At 69.7% G+C, this 19,779-nt stretch carries 17 protein-coding genes and 1 tRNA gene; 5 read left to right on the top strand and 13 right to left on the bottom strand.

The genetic code is table 11. The features are described 5' to 3' along the window. Positions 1-512: 512 nt before the first annotated feature. Positions 513-586: transfer RNA gene (locus HUW46_RS12350), tRNA-Met, on the bottom strand. 69 nt (positions 587-655) lie between these two features. Further along, the gene (locus HUW46_RS12355; RefSeq protein ID WP_215547415.1) at positions 656-3,616 is read right to left on the bottom strand and encodes a UPF0182 family protein; all 2,961 of its coding nucleotides are present in this window, start codon (positions 3,614-3,616) and stop codon (positions 656-658) included. A 160-nt stretch (positions 3,617-3,776) separates the two neighbouring features. Between HUW46_RS12355 and HUW46_RS12360 the strand changes: the two genes are divergently transcribed. After that, positions 3,777-4,325 (top strand): PPA1309 family protein, encoded by a 549-nt coding sequence (locus HUW46_RS12360; RefSeq protein ID WP_215547416.1) that lies wholly within the window; start codon positions 3,777-3,779, stop codon positions 4,323-4,325. A gap of 6 nt (positions 4,326-4,331) precedes the next feature. Here the strand turns inward: HUW46_RS12360 and HUW46_RS12365 are convergent, their stop codons facing one another. Then, complete coding sequence (locus tag HUW46_RS12365) at positions 4,332-5,501, bottom strand: YlbL family protein (RefSeq protein WP_254126097.1); 1,170 nt, start codon at positions 5,499-5,501, stop codon at positions 4,332-4,334. 100 nt (positions 5,502-5,601) lie between these two features. Between HUW46_RS12365 and HUW46_RS12370 the strand changes: the two genes are divergently transcribed. Beyond that, positions 5,602-6,993, top strand: coding sequence for a zinc-dependent metalloprotease (locus HUW46_RS12370; protein ID WP_215547418.1), 1,392 nt, complete (start codon positions 5,602-5,604; stop codon positions 6,991-6,993). 142 nt (positions 6,994-7,135) lie between these two features. Here the strand turns inward: HUW46_RS12370 and HUW46_RS12375 are convergent, their stop codons facing one another. Continuing rightward, entirely contained in the window at positions 7,136-7,660 is a 525-nt protein-coding gene (locus HUW46_RS12375; protein WP_215549814.1) for a M48 metallopeptidase family protein, read from the bottom strand. 212 nt (positions 7,661-7,872) lie between these two features. Here HUW46_RS12375 and HUW46_RS12380 point away from each other — a divergent pair, with 212 nt between their 5' ends. The 3 genes from HUW46_RS12380 (at position 7,873) to HUW46_RS12390 (ending at position 11,412) form a co-directional block, all read left to right on the top strand. Then, a complete protein-coding gene (locus HUW46_RS12380) occupies positions 7,873-8,931 on the top strand; it encodes a ThiF family adenylyltransferase (protein WP_215547419.1) in 1,059 nt (352 codons plus the stop codon). Between the two features lie 60 nt (positions 8,932-8,991). Continuing rightward, positions 8,992-10,338 carry an ABC1 kinase family protein gene (locus HUW46_RS12385; RefSeq protein WP_215547420.1) on the top strand — a complete coding sequence of 449 codons (1,347 nt, stop codon included), beginning with the start codon at positions 8,992-8,994 and terminating at the stop codon, positions 10,336-10,338. A 129-nt stretch (positions 10,339-10,467) separates the two neighbouring features. Continuing rightward, positions 10,468-11,412, top strand: coding sequence for a hypothetical protein (locus tag HUW46_RS12390; protein WP_254126099.1), 945 nt, complete (start codon positions 10,468-10,470; stop codon positions 11,410-11,412). 221 nt (positions 11,413-11,633) lie between these two features. Here HUW46_RS12390 and HUW46_RS12395 read toward each other — a convergent pair whose 3' ends face one another. From HUW46_RS12395 to HUW46_RS12435, 9 genes are all read right to left on the bottom strand, one after another. Beyond that, on the bottom strand, positions 11,634-12,509 hold the full coding sequence (locus tag HUW46_RS12395) for a class I SAM-dependent methyltransferase (RefSeq protein ID WP_215547421.1): 876 nt from the start codon (positions 12,507-12,509) through the stop codon (positions 11,634-11,636). A gap of 18 nt (positions 12,510-12,527) precedes the next feature. Continuing rightward, positions 12,528-13,226: a GntR family transcriptional regulator gene (locus HUW46_RS12400; protein ID WP_215547422.1), complete on the bottom strand. Its 699-nt coding sequence runs from the start codon at positions 13,224-13,226 to the stop codon at positions 12,528-12,530. 119 nt (positions 13,227-13,345) lie between these two features. Further along, positions 13,346-14,146 carry a carbon-nitrogen hydrolase family protein gene (locus tag HUW46_RS12405; protein WP_215547423.1) on the bottom strand — a complete coding sequence of 267 codons (801 nt, stop codon included), beginning with the start codon at positions 14,144-14,146 and terminating at the stop codon, positions 13,346-13,348. Then, on the bottom strand, positions 14,104-15,477 hold the full coding sequence (locus tag HUW46_RS12410) for an MFS transporter (RefSeq protein ID WP_215547424.1): 1,374 nt from the start codon (positions 15,475-15,477) through the stop codon (positions 14,104-14,106). The genes HUW46_RS12405 and HUW46_RS12410 overlap by 43 nt, the downstream gene beginning before the upstream one ends. Before the next feature lie 7 nt (positions 15,478-15,484). After that, a complete protein-coding gene (locus HUW46_RS12415; protein ID WP_215547425.1) occupies positions 15,485-16,153 on the bottom strand; it encodes an RraA family protein in 669 nt (222 codons plus the stop codon). Between the two features lie 186 nt (positions 16,154-16,339). Continuing rightward, positions 16,340-16,579, bottom strand: a complete 240-nt coding sequence (locus tag HUW46_RS12420) for a hypothetical protein (RefSeq protein WP_215547426.1) — start codon at positions 16,577-16,579, stop codon at positions 16,340-16,342. Then, entirely contained in the window at positions 16,576-16,971 is a 396-nt protein-coding gene (locus tag HUW46_RS12425; RefSeq protein WP_215547427.1) for a WhiB family transcriptional regulator, read from the bottom strand. Before HUW46_RS12425 ends, HUW46_RS12420 begins: the two co-directional genes overlap by 4 nt. 149 nt (positions 16,972-17,120) lie before the next feature. After that, complete coding sequence (locus HUW46_RS12430) at positions 17,121-17,429, bottom strand: hypothetical protein (protein WP_215547428.1); 309 nt, start codon at positions 17,427-17,429, stop codon at positions 17,121-17,123. Positions 17,430-17,654: 225 nt separating this feature from the next. Continuing rightward, positions 17,655-19,739 (bottom strand): ATP-dependent DNA helicase UvrD2, encoded by a 2,085-nt coding sequence (locus HUW46_RS12435; protein WP_305860346.1) that lies wholly within the window; start codon positions 19,737-19,739, stop codon positions 17,655-17,657. Between the last annotated feature and the right edge of the window lie 40 nt (positions 19,740-19,779).

Genomic DNA, 19,779 nt, shown 5'->3' on the forward strand with positions numbered 1-19,779 from the left:
GGAGGGCTCCGCCCCCTTGGATCCCCCTCGGGGGCTCCGCCCCCTAGCCCCCTTCTCGCTGGGCACGCTGCGATGTAAGCCTCGCCCGCCGACCCGGCTCGGCGCGCGTACGGCTAAGCAAAGACTAAGAATTTGGCTTTACGAGCGGGTTTTGGTGCGATTTTGCACTATGTGAGTCCCAATAGGACCAACTGGACCAGACCACTTGGCCCACCCGCGCCAGTCCACTTCGGACACCTTGTCACCCACGCAAGAGACTCCCCACGCCAAAGTGAGCACTTTTCTCCCACAGCGAGCGAAGCGATGCCCCCCAAGACACCCACTCGCGCCGCACCCAGCGAGCGCCGACCATGCCAACGCGCCCAGCCAGAAGGGGGCGAGGGGGCGAAGCCCCCAGGGGGGGATCCAAGGGGGCGGAGCCCCTCTTGGCGGGGGTCTGGGGGTTCGACCCCCACAGCAATGCGAAAGGGGTGCGGCTCGCGCTTTCCGCGAGCACACACCCCTGACCTCTGTAGCGGGGACAGGATTTGAACCTGCGACCTCTGGGTTATGAGCCCAGCGAGCTACCGAGCTGCTCCACCCCGCGTCGGTGACATCTACTTTACGCGCAGGTTTCCACTGCGCGCAAAGCAGATGCCCGTTGTGGTGTCCGACATCACCCGCCGGGCTTGGCCTTGGCCGCGTCGTAGGCCTTGGCGGCCTCGTCGAGTGCCTGGAGTGCCGCGCCCTGGTCGGTGAAGTTGCCCGACTGCTGGGCCGCCTTCAACCGGCCGAGAGCGGCCGCGATGTCGGCGACGGCCTTGTCGAGGGCCGCGGAACCGGCGGGGGGCGGCACGGCCTGCGACTGGCTCGACGGCGGCGGTGCGGCGCTGCTGGACGAGCTGGACGGCGGTGTCGACGTGCCGGGCTGGCCGGGTAGCGGCGTCGGCGGTGCCGCGGTGCCGCCGAGCACGTTCTTGATCGCTTCGCCGATGGTGGAGGCGTACCCGATCTTGTTGCCGTAGGCGACGAGTACGCGCGCCAGCTGCGGGTAGCTGTTCTGGTTGCGCTGCTGCAGGTACACCGGTTCCACGTACAGGAAGCTGTTCCCGACCGGCAGCGTCAGCAGGTTGCCGAAGATGATGTTGACGCTGTTGTTGGTGAAGAACGTCCGTTCCGAGGCGAATCCGGGGTCGCTCTGCAGTTTGTTCTGCACCTGCACCGGCCCGTCGACCTGTGCCCCGCTGCCGTCGGTGGGTAGTCGCAGCACCTTGATGGTGCCGTAGTCCCTCGGATCGGAGGACACCGAAACCCATGCCGCCAGGTACTGCCGCTGCAACGCGGTGAGGGAGCTGGTGAGCTGGAACTTCGCGCGGTCGTCACCGGGTGTCTGCGCGTACACGTAGTAGGCGGGCTGTTTGACGCCGTTGCCGGTGGGGTCGAGGCCGCCTTCCTGCGTCGGGTCCTGCGGCACGTTCCAGAAGTTCTGCGTGGAGTAGAACGCCTTCGGGTCCTCGACGTGGTACTTGGACAGCAGGTCGCGCTGGACCTTGAAGAGGTCCTCCGGGTAGCGGAAGTGGTCCTTCAGTTCCTGCGGGATCTCCGCGTTCGGCTTGACCACCCCGGGGAACACCTTCTCCCACGCCTTCAGCACGGGGTCCTTGGTGTCCATTTCGAACAGGGTGACCTTGCCGGTGTAGGCGTCGACGGTGGCCTTCACCGAGTTGCGGATGTAGTTGATCGACTGGTTGGTCTGGCGCGCCACCCCGGCGAGCGAATCCTGGGTCACGTCACCGAACTGCGTCTTCTGCGCGTACGGGAACTGGTCCATCGTGGTGTAGCCGTCGATGATCCACTGGATCCGGCCGTCGATCACCGCGGGATACGGGTCGCCGTCGACCTTGAGCCACGGCGCGAGCTTGCTGACCCGGTCGCGGGGGTCGCGGTTGTACATGATCTTGGAGCCGTCGCCGATGGCGTCGGAGAACAGGATGTTCCGCTCGCCGTAGTTGGCCGCGAACACGAGCCGGTTGAACCAGTTGTCGATCGACACGCCGCCGCTGCCCTCGTAGCGGTACGACTGGTGGTTCGCGTCGTCGTACTCGCCCGGTGCCTGCCCGGAACCCTGCGGGCCGCCGACGATCGCGTAGTCGGCGTCCGTGGACAGCTCGCCGTAGTAGATGCGCGGCTGCTTGACCTCGATCCCGCCCGCCTTCGGGTTCCTGGTGTCGCTCGTGGTGGCGACGGGGTAGCCGCCGTCGCTGTTGGTGCCCTGCACGGCGCGGTCGATCGTGTTGGCCGGCGCGGCGACGAACCCGTTTCCGTGCGTGTAGACGAGGTGGCGGTTGATCCAGCTCTTCTGGTTGTCGACGAGGCGGTTGCTGTCGACTTCCTTGGCCGCGACGATGTAGTCCTGCGTCTTGCCGTTGACCGTGTAGCGGTCGATGTCGAGCTTCTGCGGGAAGCCGTAGATGTTCTCGCCGCCGACGCGCTGGGTGAACGTCGGGCTGAGCACGTTCGGGTCGAGCAGGCGGATGTTCGGGACGGTCGTCTTGTCGTTCTGGATCTGCTGCGCCGCGTTCGGCGCCGGTGCGCCGGAGTACGGCTGGTACTGCACGCCGTTGAGGTTGAACGCCTGCTTGGTGGCGTCCATGTTCCGCTGGATTGAAGCGGCTTCCTTGTCGTTCGCGTTGGGCTTGACCGAGAACTGCTCCAGCACGGCGGGCCACGCGGCGCCGACGAGTACGCCGGAGAGGATGAGCAGCACGAGCGCGATCGCGGGCAGCTGGATGTTGCGCAGGAACGCGCCGGCGAAGAACGCGATCGCGCAGAACACCGAAATGCACAGCAGGATCAGCTTCGCGGGCAGCACCGCGTTGAGATCGGTGTAGGTCGCGCCGTAGAACAGCGGGGCGTTGCGGTCGGAGAACAAGAGGTTGTACCGGTCGAAGAAGTATTCGACGGCCTTCATCAGCACGAACAGCCCGACGGTGACCAGCAGCTGCACGCGCGCCGAGCTGGTGAGCTGCCCGCCGCGGCCGGCGAGCCGGATCCCGCCGAACAAGTAGTGCGAAATGAGCGCGCCGACGAAACCGACCGCGAGCGCGATGAAGACCCAGCCGAGCAGCCAGTTGTAGAACGGCAGATCGAAGGCGTAGAAGCCGACGTCGTTGCCGAACTCGGCGTCCTTCTGCCCGAAGGTGGTGCCGTTCAGGAACAGCTGCACGCGCTGCCACTCGCCCTGCGCGCTCGCGCCCGCGACGACACCGGCGATCACCGGGAGCCCGATGCCGAACAGCCGGATGCGCGCGACGACCGTCGACCGGTACCGGGCCAGCGGGTCGTCGGTACCGGAGAGCGGCACGAACACCGGGCGCGTCCGGTAGGCGATCATCAGGCTGATCGCCAGCGTGCCGCCGACGAAGAGGCCGACCGCGAAGAACAACGCGATTCTGGTGAACAGGATGGTGTTGAAGACGCTGCGCCCGCCCACCTCGCCGAACCACAGCCAGTCGACGTAGGTCCCGAGCAACCGCGCGCCCAGCAGCAGAGCCAGCACGAGCACGGCGGCGATGATCAGCAGAATCCGGCTACGCCGGGACAGCTTCGGCAGGCTGACAGGGGGCCGAGTGGCCACTGCGCACGCTCCTGATCTCGTGAATCTTGTTCTCACCGGCGCCGGAACGGAATCCGGCCCCTGGTCACCTAACTCTACGGAGGGGCTGTCGAGTTCCCGACAACCACCCAAACCGGACGCTGGCGCGGCAGGCTAAGGGGGTGCCTGCGACGATGGCGCCATGGAAAGCAGCGCGGAAGAAGTGCCGGGCACCGCCGTGGCGAACCTGGCCCGCGAGGTCGAGGAGTTCGTCGCGTCGGGCGGGTGGGACCAGCAACCCCAGCTGTTCGCGCTGGTGCCGACGGAAACGCTGCTCGCGGAGCAGCCCGAGCTGGCGGGGCAGCTCGGCGAGCCCGGCACGCTGACCCCGGTGGCGCAGGAACCGTTGCCGGAAGGCGATCTGGCCGACTCGCTCGCCAGGATCGCCTGGCCGGACGTCGTCGCGGGGTGCGCACTGGCGCAGGAGATCATCGTGCTGCCGCCGGAAGCGGAGGCCGATCTGCCCACGGCCGAGCAGGACGACGCGCAGCGCCTCCGCCAGGCCGCCGCCGACCACCCCCAGCGCACCGAAGCCAGGCTGGTCGCCGCCGTGGTGCGCGGCGACGGTCCCGGCGCGTGCGTCATGCGGCTGCGCGGCGCGGCGGAAGGAGACGCGGTGGACGAGATCATCGAGCATCCCGAACTGGCGCCGAACCTCGTCGACGCGCTCCGCGCCACGCTGGCGCCGTAGCCGGGCTCAGCACGATGGTGTCGGCCTCCCCGCCTTCAGGTCCTCGAGCGCGTCGAGCGCACTGTCCAAATTGGTCACCTTCACCAGCTTGAGCCCGTCCGGCACGGCCGCCGCGGCTTCGGTGCAGTTGGCGGCCGGAGTGAGGAACACCGTCGCGCCCGCCTCCCGCGCGCCGACGACCTTGAACGAGATACCGCCGATCGGGCCGACGTTGCCCTTCTCGTCGATCTCGCCGGTGCCCGCGACGTGCTCGCCCGCCACCATCTCGCCGGGGGTCAACCGGTCGACGATCGCCAGCGCGAACATCAGGCCCGCCGACGGCCCGCCCACGTCCTGGAGCGAGATCTTCACGTCGAACGGCACGTCGGCGCGGTCGACCGGCGACAGGCCGATGAAGCCCTCCTTGCGCTGGTCCGAACTCTGCGCGAGCGTGAGCGTCTCGGTGCGCTGCGGCTGGCCCTCGTGCTGGAAGCTCAGCGAGATCGTCTCGCCCGGTTTGGTGCCCGCCAGCGCGGCGCGCACGTCCTCTTCCTTCGAGATCGGCTTCCCGTTGACCGTGAGGAGCCGGTCGCCAGCGGACAGCACGTGATCGGCGGGGCTGCCCGCGACGACGTTGTTGGCGAGCACCTTCGTCGGGAACCCGAGGTGGCGCAGCGCCGCGACCTCGGCGTTGCTCTGCGAGTCCTGGAACTGCTTGACGTTCTCCTTCTTGACCTGCTCGTCGCTCTCGCCCGGCTTGTAGTAGTCCTCCCGCGGCGCCAGCGCGTACCGCCCGCTCACCCAGAGGCCGAGCGCGCCGAAGAGGGTCACCTCGTCGGTCAGCGAGATGGTGGTCATCCGCAGCTCGCCCGCGGTCGGGTAGGTCTGCTGACCGTTGATCTCGATGACCGGCTTGCCGCCGGCCTGCCCGAGGGTGTCGTAGGTGGGGCCCGGCCCGACGGCCACGTACGGCACGCGCACGAACGCGCCGGTGAGGCCGAAGGCCACCACCAGCAGGAAGCTCACCACCAGCGTCCAGGTGCGCCGGGTCATGGTGCGGCCGCGCGGGCCCTGCGGATGCTCGGTCGCGCTCCCGCCCGGCTCACCGGTGCCCTGGTCGGGGCCCGGTTCAGCGGCGGCGGTGGCACCAGGGCGCTGGGTGCCATGGGCTGCGGTTTCGTCGGGGCGCTCGCTCACCCGAGACAGCGTACGGTGACCGGTGTACGACCCGAGTGCAGGCCACGCCATGCGTCGGCTGGCGAGTTCAACCCTGCCCGACCCGCGTACGGTGGTGTTTATGAGCAATCTCCCCTTCGGCTTCGGACTTCCCGATCCCGACAAGCGTGGTGACAACGAGCCATCGGGCGGCGGTGGCCAGGAGCAGCCGGGTGCCGACGCGTTCGGCCAGCTGGGACAGATGCTCAGCCAGCTCGGCCAGATGCTCAGCCAGGCGGGCAGCTCGACCGGCCCGGTGAACTACGACCTGGCGAAGCAGATCGCGTTGCAGAACCTCGGCGGCACCGGCGAGGTCAAGCTCGGCTTCGCGTCCGGCGCCTCGGGCGCGGCCAGCGGAGACGCGGGCACGGCGGTCCGCGACGCCGCGCACCTCGCCGAACTGTGGCTCGACTCCGCGACGATCCTGCCCGCGGGCGCGACCAGTTCGGTGGCGTGGACGCCGAAGGACTGGGTGGAGAAGACGCTGCCCACGTGGCAGCGGCTGTGCGACCCGGTGGCCAAGCAGGTCTCGGGCGCGTGGGTCGAGGCGCTGCCCGACGAGGCGAAGCAGGCCGCGGGCCCGCTGCTGTCCATGGTCGGCCAGATGGGCGGCATGGCGTTCGGGTCCCAGCTGGGCAACGCGCTCGGCCAGCTCGCCTCCGAAGTGCTGACCTCGACCGAGGTCGGCCTCCCGCTCGGTCCCGCCGCGACGTCCGCGCTGCTCCCCGCGAACGTGGAGAAGTTCACCGAGGGCCTCGAGCTGCCGAGCAGCGAGGTGCTGGTGTTCCTCGCCGCGCGCGAGGCGGCGCACCAGCGCCTGTTCGCGCACGTGCCGTGGCTGCGGCAGCGGTTGCTGGCGACCGTCGAGGAGTTCGCCAAGGGCATCAAGGTGGACATCTCGGGCCTCGAGGAAATCGCGGGCCGGATCGATCCGAGCAACCCGGCCGCGATCGAGGAGGCCATGTCCTCCGGCCTGCTCGAACCGCAGACCACCCCCGAGCAGCAGGCCGCGCTGAGCCGCCTGGAAACCCTGCTCGCGCTGGTCGAAGGCTGGGTCGACGTGGTGGTCGCCGAAGCGATCGGGGACCGTCTCCCCGGCGCCGACGCGCTGCGGGAGACCCTGCGCCGCCGCCGCGCGACGGGCGGGCCCGCGGAGCAGACCTTCGCCACCCTCGTCGGCCTCGAACTGCGGCCGCGGCGCATGCGCGCGGCGTCGGCGCTCTGGAAGCTCGTCGGCGACCAGCACGGCACCGAGAAGCGGGACGGCCTGTGGAGCCACCCGGACCTGTTGCCGAACGCCACCGATCTGGACGACCCGATGGAGTTCGCCGAGCACCTGGGTGAACAGCCCGCCGACGACCTGGACCCGATCGCCGAACTCGAACGCACCGAACGGGCGGAAAAAGAAGCGAAGTCGGCCGACGAGAAGCCCGCCGAGAAACCGGAAGACGGCGACTCGGGCAGCAAGGACTGAGCAGGACGCCGTGCGGGCCACCTCGGCTACGAGGTGGCCCGCACGTCCGTTGGTGCCCGCCTACTTCGCCTCACTTCGCGAAGCCGCGTGAGCAGGGCCGTCCGCTTGCCCGCCGATCAAGCCGACCAGTGGCGAGGGCTGGCTACTCGTCGTTGTCCAGTTCGCTGATCCCCCATCCCGCCGCCGCGGAAAGCCCTTCGAGGTACCCGATGGCCCGCTCGGCCTTCGGATAGCGGTGCACGAGCGCCCAGAACCGGGCGTTGTGCCCCGCGACCTGCAGGTGGGCGAGTTCGTGCACGAGTACGTAGTCGAGCACCCACGACGGCACGTCCCGAAGCCGCTCGCTCACGCGGATCGTGGCGTCCGACGGCGTGCACGACGCCCAGCGCGTGCGCATCGGCGGCACCCAGCGGACGCTCGCCGGGCCGTCCGCGTCGTCCAGGTAGCGGGCGGACAGCTGCGCGCACCGCAGTGCGAGCGCCGTGTCCGAAGCCCGCGCCGGCGACGCCCTGCGATGTTCGGTGCGCTGGAGCTTGCGCTCCATCTCGGCGACCCAGTGTTCCTCTTCGGCGCGGCTCATCTTCGCCGGGATGAGCACGACCAGCGTGTCACCGTCCCGGTAGGCGGTCACTGTCCGGCGGCGCCGCGCGCTGCGCCGCACTTCGATCTTCCGGTATTCGGATTCCGTTCTCTGGAACGTCTCTCCCCCGCTCTTCCGCGGGGGCACCCGTGCTTCGGCCACCTATCCACGGTACGACCAAGTGCCGACAACTCCGATGGCTGCAAAGTCACATCCCCCGAGTTGTCCACACCTGAATCACCCTGTGGACAACCTCGGTTTCCCCTTTCAGGGCCCCGAAACTCTGTCACCCTGTGCACATGACCGAACACGATTTCGCAGCGGCCGAGGTGCTCCTCCCGGCAAAGCCGAAGCTGCTTCCCGGCCTGGACGTGCTGGAACGCGGCGGCGGGCAAGTCCAGTTCGGCGTGGACCCCGTGCACAGCGTCGTCGCCCGCGATGTCGCGCCCGACATCCTTTCCGCGCTCCGGCGGCTCGACGGCAGTACCAGCACCACCGATCTGCTGGCGCTCGCTGAGGGCGAACAACACGTCGAGGAGCTGAGGGACCTGCTCACCGAACTCACCGAACTCGGATTCCTCGAAGACGCCGACGAACCGCGCACGAGCGCGCCGGTGATCCGCGATGCCGCGTTCTGGTCGCTACGGACCGGCCGGACCCGGCGCGAGACGACGGCTGACCGAGCCGGCTACTCGATCGTCGTCTACGGCACGGGCAGGCTCACCTCGGCGGTCGCCGGACTGCTCGCGGCCGCGGGGGTCGGGCACGTGCGGATCGAGGCAGACGGCTTGATCGGCGAGGACGAGCTCGGCGCCGGGTACTCCGACGCCGATCTCGGACGGCAGCGCCGGACCGCGTCCGCCGAACTCCTCCAGCGGGCGAACCCCCGCGTCAAGACCGGCAAGCTCAGCGGCAGGCTCCCCGATCTCGCGGTACTGGCCGACGCGATGGTCCCCGCGCCCGAACTGGTGGCGGACCTGGTCGCCGACGGCGTCACGCACCTGCGAGCAGGAGTGCGCGACGGGCGCGGTTTCGTCGGCCCGTTGGTCATCCCCGGGCGCAGCAGCTGCCTCCGCTGCGTGGACCTGCACCACGCGGACCGGGACGGGCGCTGGCCGCTGGTCGCGAGCCAGCTCGCCGGGCGAAGACAACGGGCCGACCTCAGTGACGTGTCCGCGACGGCGGCGCTGGCCTGCGTCCAGTCGCTGCGTGCACTGCTCTCCGCGGAACAACGGCCACCCACCTGGGAGACGACGCTCGAGGTCGACACGTTCGACGGCACCGTCGCGCACCGCCCCGCACCACCGCACCCGGACTGCGGCTGCCGCCCGGCGGGCGGGCTACGCCCGATGGCGTAGCGCCGATCCACTCCCTTGATCGGCTGCGCCGATCAACGACGGCAAGGCAGAATCGTTCGGGTGACGGAATCCCACGACGCAGCCGAGGACCGGACCGAATCCGCGATCCCGCACCGGACGGCGGCCCGCACGGCGAAGCTCGCCAGCCTGCCACTCGGCATCGCCGGACGCGCGGTCGGCGGCTGGGGGCGGCGGCTCACCGGGCAGAGCGCCAAGGAGGTCAACGCGGCCTTGTCCGCCAAGGCCGCCGAGCAGCTGTTCGAAGTCCTCGGCACGCTCAAGGGCGGAGCCATGAAGTTCGGCCAGACGCTGAGCGTCTTCGAAGCAGCCGTGCCCGACGAGATGGCGGAGCCCTACCGCGACGCGCTCACCCGCTTGCAGGCAGCGGCCCCGCCGATGCCCATCCGCCAGACGCGGCGGGTGCTGACCGAACAGCTGGGCAGGGCTTGGCGCGAGCGCTTCCGCGAGTTCGACGACGAGCCCGCCGCCGCGGCCAGCATCGGCCAGGTGCACCGCGCCGTGTGGCACGACGGCCGCGAGGTCGCGGTCAAGGTCCAGTACCCGGGCGCCGACGAGGCCTTGCGCAGCGATCTGCGCCAGCTCCAGCGGTTCAGCAGGCTGTTCCAGGCACTGGTACCGGGCACCGAGGTGAAGCCTCTCCTCGCCGAGCTGGCGGCGAGGATGAACGAAGAGCTGGACTACCGCGCGGAAGCCGACAACCAGCGCGCGTTCGCGAAGGTCCTCGACGGCGATCCCCGGGTCGTCGTGCCCAGGATCGTGGCGAGCGCCCCGAAGGTCGTGGTGAGCGAATGGATCGATGGCACTCCCCTTTCCCGGATCATCTCCTCCGGTGACAAGCCGACGAGGGACCACGTGGGCACCCTGCTCGCCGAGTTCCACTACTCCTCCCCCGAGCGCGCGCACCTGCTGCACTCGGACCCGCACCCCGGCAACTTCATGCTGCTCGAAGACGGCAGGCTCGGCGTCATCGACTTCGGCGCCGTGGCCCGGTTGCCGGACGGGATCCCCAGCCATCTCGGCGAGATGACCAGGCTCGCGCTCGGCGGCCGTTCCCGCGAACTGATGTCCCTGCTGCGCAGCTCGGGCTTCGTGCGGCAGGGGACCGAACTCGACCCCGACGACGTACTCGCCTATCTGGCCCCTTTCACCGAACCACTGGCCACCGAAACCTTCCACTTCACGCGCAAGTGGATGCAGCGCCAGGCCGGCCGCATCGGCGACACCAGGGGCCAGGACTTCCGCACCGGCCGCTCGTTGAACCTCCCTCCCGAGTACTTGCTGATCCACCGGGTCACCGCCGGGTCGACCGGCATTTTGTGCCAGCTCGACGCGGAAATCCCCGCGAGATCAATTGTGGAGCGGTGGCAGCCGGGATTCGCCGCCTGATCCTCGAATCGGGCCGAGTTGTCCACAGCCGGACGCTGATCCGCACGAAAATGCCGTTCGCGGCCCGAATCTGTCCACAGTTCGCCGGACCGGCTACCGCGGCACCCCGCGGCGCAGGACGCTTTCGTCATGACTCGTCCGAGCAACGTCCGAACCGACCTCCCGTCCGGGGTGGTCGATTTCGTGTCCAGCATCCACACCCTGCGCGAGGCAGGCGTTTCCGGCAGCACGATCGCCGGCCGATGCCGCCCTGGCGGTCCGTGGCGGCGCCTGCTGCCAGGAGTGCTTCTCCTCAGCAACGGTGAACCCACCCGAAACCAACAACTGCGAGCGGCGGTGACGCGAGCGGGCCCGCCCGTCGTCGTCACCGGGGTCGATGCCTTGTGCGCGCACGGAATCGCGTTGCCGAGGTCGCGCACGGTGCACCTGCTCCTCCCGACAACGCGACGCATCCTCCCGCACGGTTTCGCGACCCACGAGCGGACAGCGCGGCTGCCGGAACCAGTCCTCGTCGACGGGCTCCCGTTCGCACCGGTGGCGCGGGCGACGATTGATGCCGCGCGGTGGGAGACCGATCCCGATCGGCTGCGGCGTCTGCTGTCGCTCCCGGTGTACTACGGCCTTTGCACCGGAGCGGATCTGAACGCCGAGCTCGAGGCGGGTAACCAGCGCGGCACGAGGGCGGTCCGCGACACGTTGCGCGGCCTCGGTTCCCTCGGCGACACCTACGTCCAAGGCATGGCGCGGCGCCTGCTGCGCACGGTTCCCTTGCCGCCGCCCGCCTGGAACGTGACCGTGTGCGATCGGCTCGACCGGCCGATCGGACTGGCCGACGCCTGGTGGGACGAGGTCGGCGTCGCCTGGCAGTTCGGCGCGCGCGGGACCGGTGAAGCGGGCGGAAAGATGAGCCACCTCGCGCTCCGCGCAGCCGGGGTCGTGGTCGTCCGCACCGCGGCGGGCATGCTCCAGGACTCCCCCGCCTGCGTGCGGGAGGAACTGGTGCGCGCGTTCGTTCGCGCCGCGCGGCGCGAACGACCGCCGGTCATCGCACAGGGCATGCTGGCCGCGGCATGAGCCATCTTGCGTCTACAGTAGACAAACCAGATGCCGGAATCACCAGTACTCGCCCGGAAGTTTGCCCTCGATGTCCCTCGTGTGGGAGCGCGCGCAGTCCGGGCACAGATGCCGGACCCGGCCGCGTTCGTGTTCGGAAACCCATGCCAGGGCGTCCATCGGATTCTTCTGCGCGTCCTGGCCACGTCCGCAGCGATAGCACCGCACTGCGGGCACCCCGGTCACTCGGACCGTCCATGGTGGACGGTCCGGGCACCGAGGATGAACAGATCCGCGCGGTTTCCCGCGTACTCGGGTGCCTCCGGGTCGAGCAGTGCGCGAACAGCGGCTTGGTCGGCCTCGCCGATCCGGTCGCCGCACACCTTGACGAACCAGTCGAGCCGTTCGAGCACGTAGTCGCGAGCCAGCTCGGAAAGGGGAGCCGGATGGTCAAGCAAGTAGCTGAACGAACTCACGCCGGTCAGACCGGCCTCGGCCAGCGCGCGACCCCAGCCGTACGGCATGCGGACCGCGCCGGGCATGGTCGTCCTCATGTCGAGGAACCAGGCTTCGCGTGCGGTGTTAAGCCGTCCTTCGAGGCCGGGTTCTCCGACGCCGAGGTCGTACGGCAGGCAACGGATGTCGAGCCCGCCTTCGCCGAGCGCGAGCACACCGCCGGGCTTGAGCGCGCCCGCGAACGCGGTGACCGCGGCCTGCTGATCGGGAAGGTGGTGCACCATGCCCGACGCCCAGATGAGGTCCACCGGGGGCAGGAACGGCAGGCCCTCGGCCGCGTCGGCGCGGTACTGCTCGATCTCGACCAGACCGGCGGCCGCGGGTGCGGCGATCTCGGCGGCGGCCGCCAGCAGTTCGGGCACGGCGTCGACGAGCACGAGGGTGCCGCCGGACCTCGCGGCGAGCGCGGCCGCGAACGCCTTGCTCATCCCGCCCGCGCCGCACCCGGCGTCGACCACGACCGGGCGAGGAGGGAGATCCGCGACCAGGCGCTCCGCCACCGCGGCGGTGGCGGCCACATCGAGCTCGTCGGCGCGGCGCAGCGCGGAGAGGCGTTCGGACCAGTCGATGTCATCGTGCGTGTGCGCTGCCACGCAGGTCATTTAACACGACCTTGCGGGTCAGGGAAGAAACCTTTCGAGGTCCCAGGCGTGCCGGTCGAGGTGCTCGCGGAGTGCGGCCTGGGCATCGGCGAGATCGCCGCGGCCGAGTGCGTCGGCGAGCCGCTGATGATGCTCGACGGCCATTTCGGCACGGCCTGGCTGCACCGAAAACGCGACCACTCCCGTGCGCTGCTGCCGGTCGCCCATCGAGCGGTAGAGCTCGGTCAGTTCGGTGTTCCCGACCGCGCGGATGATGGACGTGTGGAACTCGCGGTCGCACGCGATGACCTCGGGGTACCCGGCGTGGTCCGCCAGCAGGGCGCGCTGCTTGTCGATCAGGGGAAGGAGCACCCCCGAGACGTCCACGTTCCGTTCGACGATCTCGCGTACCGCGTACTGCTCGAGCACCAGGCGGGTGGTGGAGAGCTCGCGGATCTGCCGGGCGGTCACCTCGGTGACGAGCGCGCCTCGCCGCGGCAGCAGCTGCAGGAGCCGCTCGGCGTCCAAGCGCAGGAACGCTTCCCGCACCGGCGTGCGGGACAGACCGGTGACCTTCGCGATGTCCATTTCGGTGACGATGTGCCCCGGCGGCAGGACCAGATCGACGATCAGCTGCTTGACGTACTGGTAGACGAAGTCCTTCGCGGGCTGGTCGGCGGGCCGGCTGGCCTCGGGAAGCACGGGAGGTGATCCGGTGCTCGCGAACGGGGCGCTCACTGCCGCTCCTGACTCGGGACTGCGGGACTCGTCCAGTCTAGGCGGAGAGTCATCGACGGTGACAGGCCAGCGCGGCGCGGCCGGTGTGCCGGACCGTGGCGATCCGGCACACCGGGCGCTCACGTGGGGACGACGCGGAAGCGGCGGTTTTCCAGCGCCGGATTCCTGCCGCGCACCGACTGGATCCGCGCCGGGTCGAGATCGGCGACGGCGGTGCCGGGCGCCTCCCCCGCGCCTGCCAGTACGACGCCCATCGGGTCGAGGATCACGCTCTGCCCGGTGCAGTGCGGGCCGGTCTGCCCCGCGGCGAGCAGATAGCTGGTGTTCTCGATGGCCCGCGCCTTCAGCAGGGTGAGCCAGTGCTCTTCCTTGACGGGGCCCGCCGCCCAGGCCGCGGGCACGAGCAGCGCGTCGGCGCCACCGTCGACGAGCCGTCGCGAGCTTTCCGGGAAACGGATGTCGTAACAGGTCTGGATGCCGAAGGTGAAACCGTCGAGTTCGAAGGTCGCCGGGTCGGTGATCTCGGCGGGGACGACCGTGTCGGATTCGCGGTAGCCGAACGCGTCGTAGAGGTGGACCTTGCGGTACAGCGCGGAAAACGAGCCGTCCGGGGCGATCGCGACGACCGTGTTCGCCGCGCGCGACTCCTCTGGGAGGCGTTCCGCGAAACCCACGACGGCGTGCACACCCGCGTCGCGAACGACTTCACGGACGCTGGAAAGCCAAGGTCCGTCCAGCGGTTCGGGATAGGAGGTGTCCTCACTCTCCTTCGCCGGATCGTGGTACATCCCGAACTCAGGCGTCACCACGAGGCGGGCACCGCGGTCGGCGGCGGCCTTGATGCCCTCGCTGACGAATTTGAGGTTCTCCTGCTTGTCTAGACCGGCGGCGAACTGGGCCACCGCGACGGGAAGGGACATGATTCAGCCTTTCTGGAGAGAGAGGAGGAAGGACGCGCCGGTGCCCGCAACGGCCGTTCGGGGTGCACGAAGAACCAGCAAACAGCGCCGAGCAGACCGGAAATCGCGAGGATGCCCATCGCCAGCACCCAGTCGCCGCCGATCCCGACCAGGATGCCGGTGAACAACGGGCCCGCGGCCGACATGAGGTTGCCCCACAGGTTCGTCCAGCCGGTGACGGTGGCCGAGTAACCGCCGCCGAGGTCCTGGCACGCCGCCCAGACGTGCACCTGGACGACCCCGACGGCGCCGAGGCTCAGGCACAGGCAGGTGATGAGCACCGGCACGCTGGTCGAGAGCGCGCCGAGCACGAGGAACGCGGCGGCCAAGAGGTATCCGGCCGAGGCGATCCGCACGCGCCCGCGCCAGTGTCGGAACACGCGGTCGTTGAGCGCGCCCATGCCGAACACTCCGACGATCATCGCGACCCAGGGCAAGGAGCCGAGAAAACCCATTTCCTTCAACGAAAGCCCGCGTGCGTCGACGAGGTAGGTCGGCAGCCAGGTGGCGAAGAAACCCTGGATCAGCAGCAGGCACGCGTACTGGGCGCCGATCGCCCAGAACTGGCCGGAGCGGGCGAACGCCCGCCACGGCAGGGTCGCCTCGGTTTCGGTCCGCTGCCGGTCCGATTCGATGTGGCGCACCTCGGCCGCGGACGCGTGCGGGTGCGAGCGCGGCTCGTCCCGCACCACCCACCACCACAACAGCGCCAGCACGAACCCGACGATCGCGAACACGTGGAAGGAGTCTTCCCAGCCGAAACTGTCGATGATCCAGACGACCAGCGGCGAGCCGATCACGTTGCCGAGGTAGAGCCCGCACAACAGCAGCGAATTCGCCCTCGACTGCTCGCGGCGGGGGAACCAGCGTTGGAGCGTGTAGACGGAGGTCGGCCAGTCCGCCGCCTGCCCGAGGCCGAGCAGGATCCTGATCACGACGAACCCGAGGAACACCACCCCGTACGGAGTCAGGAAGGTGAAGACCGACCACCAGATCCCGGCCAGCGCCAGCACCCGGCGCGGGCCGAACCGCTTCGCGAGCAGCCCGCCGGGCACCTGGAACAGCGCGTAGGCCCACCAGAACGACGTGAGGATCACCGACATCTCGGTGACGGTGAACCCGTATTCCTTCTGGATGACCGGCGCGGCGACGGTCATCGCGGCGCGGTCCATGCTCATCACGAAGGTCACCGGCAGCAGCAACCCGCCCGCGATGAACCACCGCAGCCTGCCGGAGAACAGCCCCTGGCCCGCCGTGCCCGTGGCGTCCGGCGAACTATTCGTGGCGGTCATCTCCGCGTCACTCGGCTCGGTCGCCGAGGCCGGCCTCGAAGTGCGCGAGCGCACCGGACCACTCGGAAAGCTTGCCCCCGACCGTGATCTTCTCCTTCAACTCCGGCTCGAGCGCTTCCTTCCCGGCCAGGATCGCCGCCAGGTCGAGCGCCTCCTCGCGGCTGACCACGGCGACCCCGTCGGAGTCGCCGAAGACCACGTCACCGGGGTTGACCACCACCCCGCCGACCGTGACCGGCACGTTGATCGCCCCTTCGACGCCGAGTATGCGCGTCGTGCGCGCCGAAACGCCCGCCGAGAAGACCGGCAGCCCGAGTTCGAGGATCTCGTCGACGTCGTTGATCGAGCCCGACACGACCGCGCCGACCGCGCCCCGTGTGGCGGAGGTGAACGCCACCATGCCGCCGAAACAGGAGCGGGTGTCCCCGGACTGGTCGACGACCAGTACGTCCCCCGGACGCACCTCGTCGGCGGCGACGTGCAGCGCCGTCGAGTCGAGATGCGGGAGCCGCACGGTGAACGCGGATCCGACGAACCCGAGCGGGCGCCGGATCGGGGTGAGCCCGCGGGGGAAACCGTGGTCGCGCAGATGGCCGAGGGTGGAGGTCTGGACCTTCGACAACGCGTCGACGACCGACTCGTCCAGCGCGGGAGGTGCCTGGCGGCGCACGAACATGCTCGACTCCTTTGTCGTTGGCATACCTAACGCATGCGTTGAGTATGCGTATCACTTCGCGGCCTGCGCTCGCAATACCCTGCTCCCATATCGCCAAGGAACCCGCAGGTCGAGCCCACGACGAAGGCCGCCGTCCCGCGGACGGGACGGCGGCCTCGCTCGACTCAGTGACGGTTCAGCAGTGGATCAGCTGTCGAATTGCCTGGCTCGCTTCGCCGCCCAGCGCGCGATCCGGTCCCACCTGCGGGCGGACCGGAGGTCGAGCGCCTGGCGTACCTGCGTCGCCTCCCTGGAGTCGTGTATTCGTGCTCTGGACAGTTCTTCGTAGATCAACATCTCGGTGATCTCCTTGATCGGGATCGGAGTCGCGCTCGGTTCACCGAGCGATGGCTGAAGCTTTCGAGTCGTCAGGGACGTCGTGCTCATGCCGCAGCGCTCCTCTTCGCGGACGCCGCTTTCGGAGCGTCGGAACCAGCGTGCTCGACGGGGTTCTTGCGCGGACGGCCGCGAGGACGCTTCCTCGCGACGACGGCGCCGCGCTCGAAGATCTCGCCGCCCCAGACACCCCACGGCTCACGCCGGGCCAGTGCCCCGGCGAGGCAGGCCGCCCGAACCGGGCAGTCGCCGCAGAGGCCCTTGGCACGCTCGAGGTCGGCCGGGGTCTCCGCGAACCAGAGGTCCGCGTCGCCGGACCGGCACGGCAGTGCCGACTCCGGTGCCGCGACCGCGTCGATGAGATCCCCCACCCCGAGACCTGCGGCCTGGGTGAACACGTCGGGTAACGCCCCCTCTGACGCGAAGGCGATTGCCGATGACATTCCCGTTCTCCTTTGGGTCGTACTGATTTTCTGACGGTGGAAAGTGGACAGTGACTCGGCCGGACCAGGAACCGACCATGAAAAACACGAAGGCCGCGGATCCGTTTCCGGTTCCGCGGCCTTCGTGAGCCTGTCGTCCTGACGACGTGTCAGGGACTTCTCTCGAGAGGAGACTGCGGAACATGGGGCTGGATGACCAGCTGCCCATCGGCCATCGGCTTGACATCGGCGGTGCCCGGACGCGCGGCATCGAACGCCGCGGTCGGCACGAAGACATCGGTGGCAGTGGCGGTGGCGAGGACATAGGTGTGACGCGGCCGCGACGCACGGCGGCTGCATTCGTTCACCTCGGTCCAACGGGGAGCGCCGAACGTGCCATTACCCAGGCCAGCGTTTACGCGCTCGGTGGCGCGGGACAGCGTGGTGCCCGGGTTGCCGATCTTGAAGATCGTGATCATCGTGGGACACCACCTTTCACTGTCGGTAGCTGACCGAGACCGGTCGGCGAAGCTTTCCCCGAGGCCTTCCGACTTCGGTGCTTGCAGGTTATTGGTCCCGTCGAGGACCGTGCAACCTATTTTTGAAGATTCTCGCCGAAGCGGCGAAAATCATCCCCCATCAGCGGTTACGCCGCGCGGAACCCCCGTCGCACGCGGCCGAGTGGTACGACCGTACCGCAGAGGCTACCGGCCGCGCACCACGGCGAGAACCTCGGCGCCGAACCGCTCGAGCTTGCTCGCCCCGATCCCGGAGATCGACACCAGAGCGTGGTCGTCGGTGGGCCGCTGCTCGGCGATCGCGACGAGCGTCGCGTCGGTGAACACGACGTAGGCGGGCACCTTGAGCTCGCGCGACCGGTCACCGCGCCACGCCTTCAGCCGCTCGAGCAGGTCCTCGTCCACAGTGGACGGACAACGCGAGCACCTGCTCAGCTTGATCTCCATGGTCTCGGTCAGCACGCCGCCGCAGATCCGGCACCGCGCCTTGCTCCCGGACCGCTCCGCCTGCGCCCGCGCGACCCGCGCGGCGGGGTGGTCCTCGGGGATCAGCCCGTACAGGAACCGGCTGCGCCTGCGGTGCCGGCGGCCGCCGGGATTGCGGGCCAGCGCCCAGCTGAGCGACAGGTGCTCCCTCGCCCGCGTGACGCCGACGTAGAGCAGCCTCCGCTCCTCTTCGATCGCGCTGTCGTCGCCATCCGCGTGCAGGATCGGCATGGTCCCCTCGGCCAGCCCGACGAGGAACACCGCGTCCCATTCGAGGCCCTTCGCGGCGTGCAACGACGCGAGCGTGACGCCCTCGACCGTCGGCGGGTGCTGCGCGGCGGCGCGCTGGTCGAGATCGGCGACGTACCTGGCGAGATCGGCACCTTCGACAACGGTCGCGAGCTCTTCGGCGAGTTCGACGAGGGCGAGCAACGCGTCCCAGCGCTCCTTGGCCGCCCCACCGGCGGGCGGCTGCTCCGTGAGGCCGACCCTGGCGAGCACTCGTCGGACGGACGTGACGAGATCCCGCCCGCCGACGGCGCCTTCGTCGGCGGAGGCCACCCGCAGCGCGCTCATCGCCTGGCGCACCTCGGCGCGCGCGAAGAACCGCTCTCCCCCGCGCACCAGGTACGGGATGCCCAGCTCGGTCAGCGCCTGCTCGTACGCCTCGGACTGCGCGTTGACGCGGTAGAGGATCGCGATCTCACTGGCCGCGACACCGCCGTCGAGCAGTTGGCGGATCCGTGCCGCGGCAGCGCCCGCCTCCGCCGTTTCGTCGTCGTATTCGGCGAACCGCGGTTCCGGTCCCGCCGGACGCTGCCCGATCAGCTTGAGCCGCGACCCGGCTGGCCGCCCGCGTGCCGCGCCGATCACCCGGTTCGCCAGGTCGACGACCTGCGGCGTGGACCGGTAGTCGCGTTCGAGCCGCACCACGGTGGCTTCCGGGAAGCGCCGCGTGAATTCGAGCAGCGAACGGGGCGAGGCGCCGCCGAACGAGTAGATCGTCTGGTTCGCGTCCCCGACGACGGTCAGGTCGTCCCTGCCGCCGAGCCACGCGTCGAGGAGGCGCTGCTGGAGCGGCGTGACGTCCTGGTACTCGTCGACGACGAAGCACCGGTAGCGCTCGCGGAACTCCTGCGCGACGGCGCCGTGCTCTTCCAGTGCAGCCGTGGTGTGCAACAAGAGGTCGTCGAAGTCGAGGACCTGCGCCGAGTTCTTGACCTCTTCGTAGCGGCGGTAGACCTCCGCCACCTTGGCGACCGGGACCGGGGTGTCGCGCTGGGTGCGGGCCGCCACCGCCGGGTAGTCGTCCGGGGCGACCAGCGAGGCCTTCGCCCATTCGATCTCGCTCGCGAGATCGCGGACGGTCTCGATCTCGGTACCGGCGCCCGCGCGGTTGGCGGCCTGGCCGACCAGCCGGAACTTGTTGTCGACGAGGTCCCACGGCCGGTCGCCGACGACACGGGGCCAGAAGTAGCGGAGCTGACGGCGCGCGGCGGCGTGGAAAGTGAGCGCCTGCGCGCCTTCCACGCCGAGCGACCGGAGCCGCGTGCGCATTTCGCCCGCCGCGCGCGCGGTGAACGTGACCGCGAGTACCTGCCCCGCCGCCACGTGCCCCGAAGCGATCAGGTGGGCGATGCGGTGCGTGATGGTGCGGGTCTTGCCGGTGCCGGCGCCTGCCAGCACGCAGACCGGCCCGCGGGGCGCGCCGGCGGCAGCCCGCTGCTCGGGGTCGAGCGCGTCCAGCAACCCCGGCCTGGTCGAGGATCCCAGTGCGGTGGCCACCGTCGCATCCTCGCAGAGGGTGCGGCGCCGGGAGCGCAGG

The sequence above is a fragment of the Amycolatopsis sp. CA-230715 genome (assembly GCF_018736145.1).
GTDB lineage: Bacteria > Actinomycetota > Actinomycetes > Mycobacteriales > Pseudonocardiaceae > Amycolatopsis.

Coding starts and splice junctions, on each gene's coding strand:
- HUW46_RS12360 (WP_215547416.1), top strand. CDS start 3,777: ATGGAAAGCAGCGCGGAAGAAGTGCCGGGCACCGCCGTGGCGAACCTG.
- HUW46_RS12370 (WP_215547418.1), top strand. CDS start 5,602: ATGAGCAATCTCCCCTTCGGCTTCGGACTTCCCGATCCCGACAAGCGT.
- HUW46_RS12380 (WP_215547419.1), top strand. CDS start 7,873: ATGACCGAACACGATTTCGCAGCGGCCGAGGTGCTCCTCCCGGCAAAG.
- HUW46_RS12390 (WP_254126099.1), top strand. CDS start 10,468: ATGACTCGTCCGAGCAACGTCCGAACCGACCTCCCGTCCGGGGTGGTC.
- HUW46_RS12395 (WP_215547421.1), bottom strand. CDS start 12,509: ATGACCTGCGTGGCAGCGCACACGCACGATGACATCGACTGGTCCGAA.
- HUW46_RS12405 (WP_215547423.1), bottom strand. CDS start 14,146: ATGTCCCTTCCCGTCGCGGTGGCCCAGTTCGCCGCCGGTCTAGACAAG.
- HUW46_RS12410 (WP_215547424.1), bottom strand. CDS start 15,477: ATGACCGCCACGAATAGTTCGCCGGACGCCACGGGCACGGCGGGCCAG.
- HUW46_RS12415 (WP_215547425.1), bottom strand. CDS start 16,153: ATGTTCGTGCGCCGCCAGGCACCTCCCGCGCTGGACGAGTCGGTCGTC.
- HUW46_RS12420 (WP_215547426.1), bottom strand. CDS start 16,579: ATGAGCACGACGTCCCTGACGACTCGAAAGCTTCAGCCATCGCTCGGT.
- HUW46_RS12425 (WP_215547427.1), bottom strand. CDS start 16,971: ATGTCATCGGCAATCGCCTTCGCGTCAGAGGGGGCGTTACCCGACGTG.
- HUW46_RS12430 (WP_215547428.1), bottom strand. CDS start 17,429: ATGATCACGATCTTCAAGATCGGCAACCCGGGCACCACGCTGTCCCGC.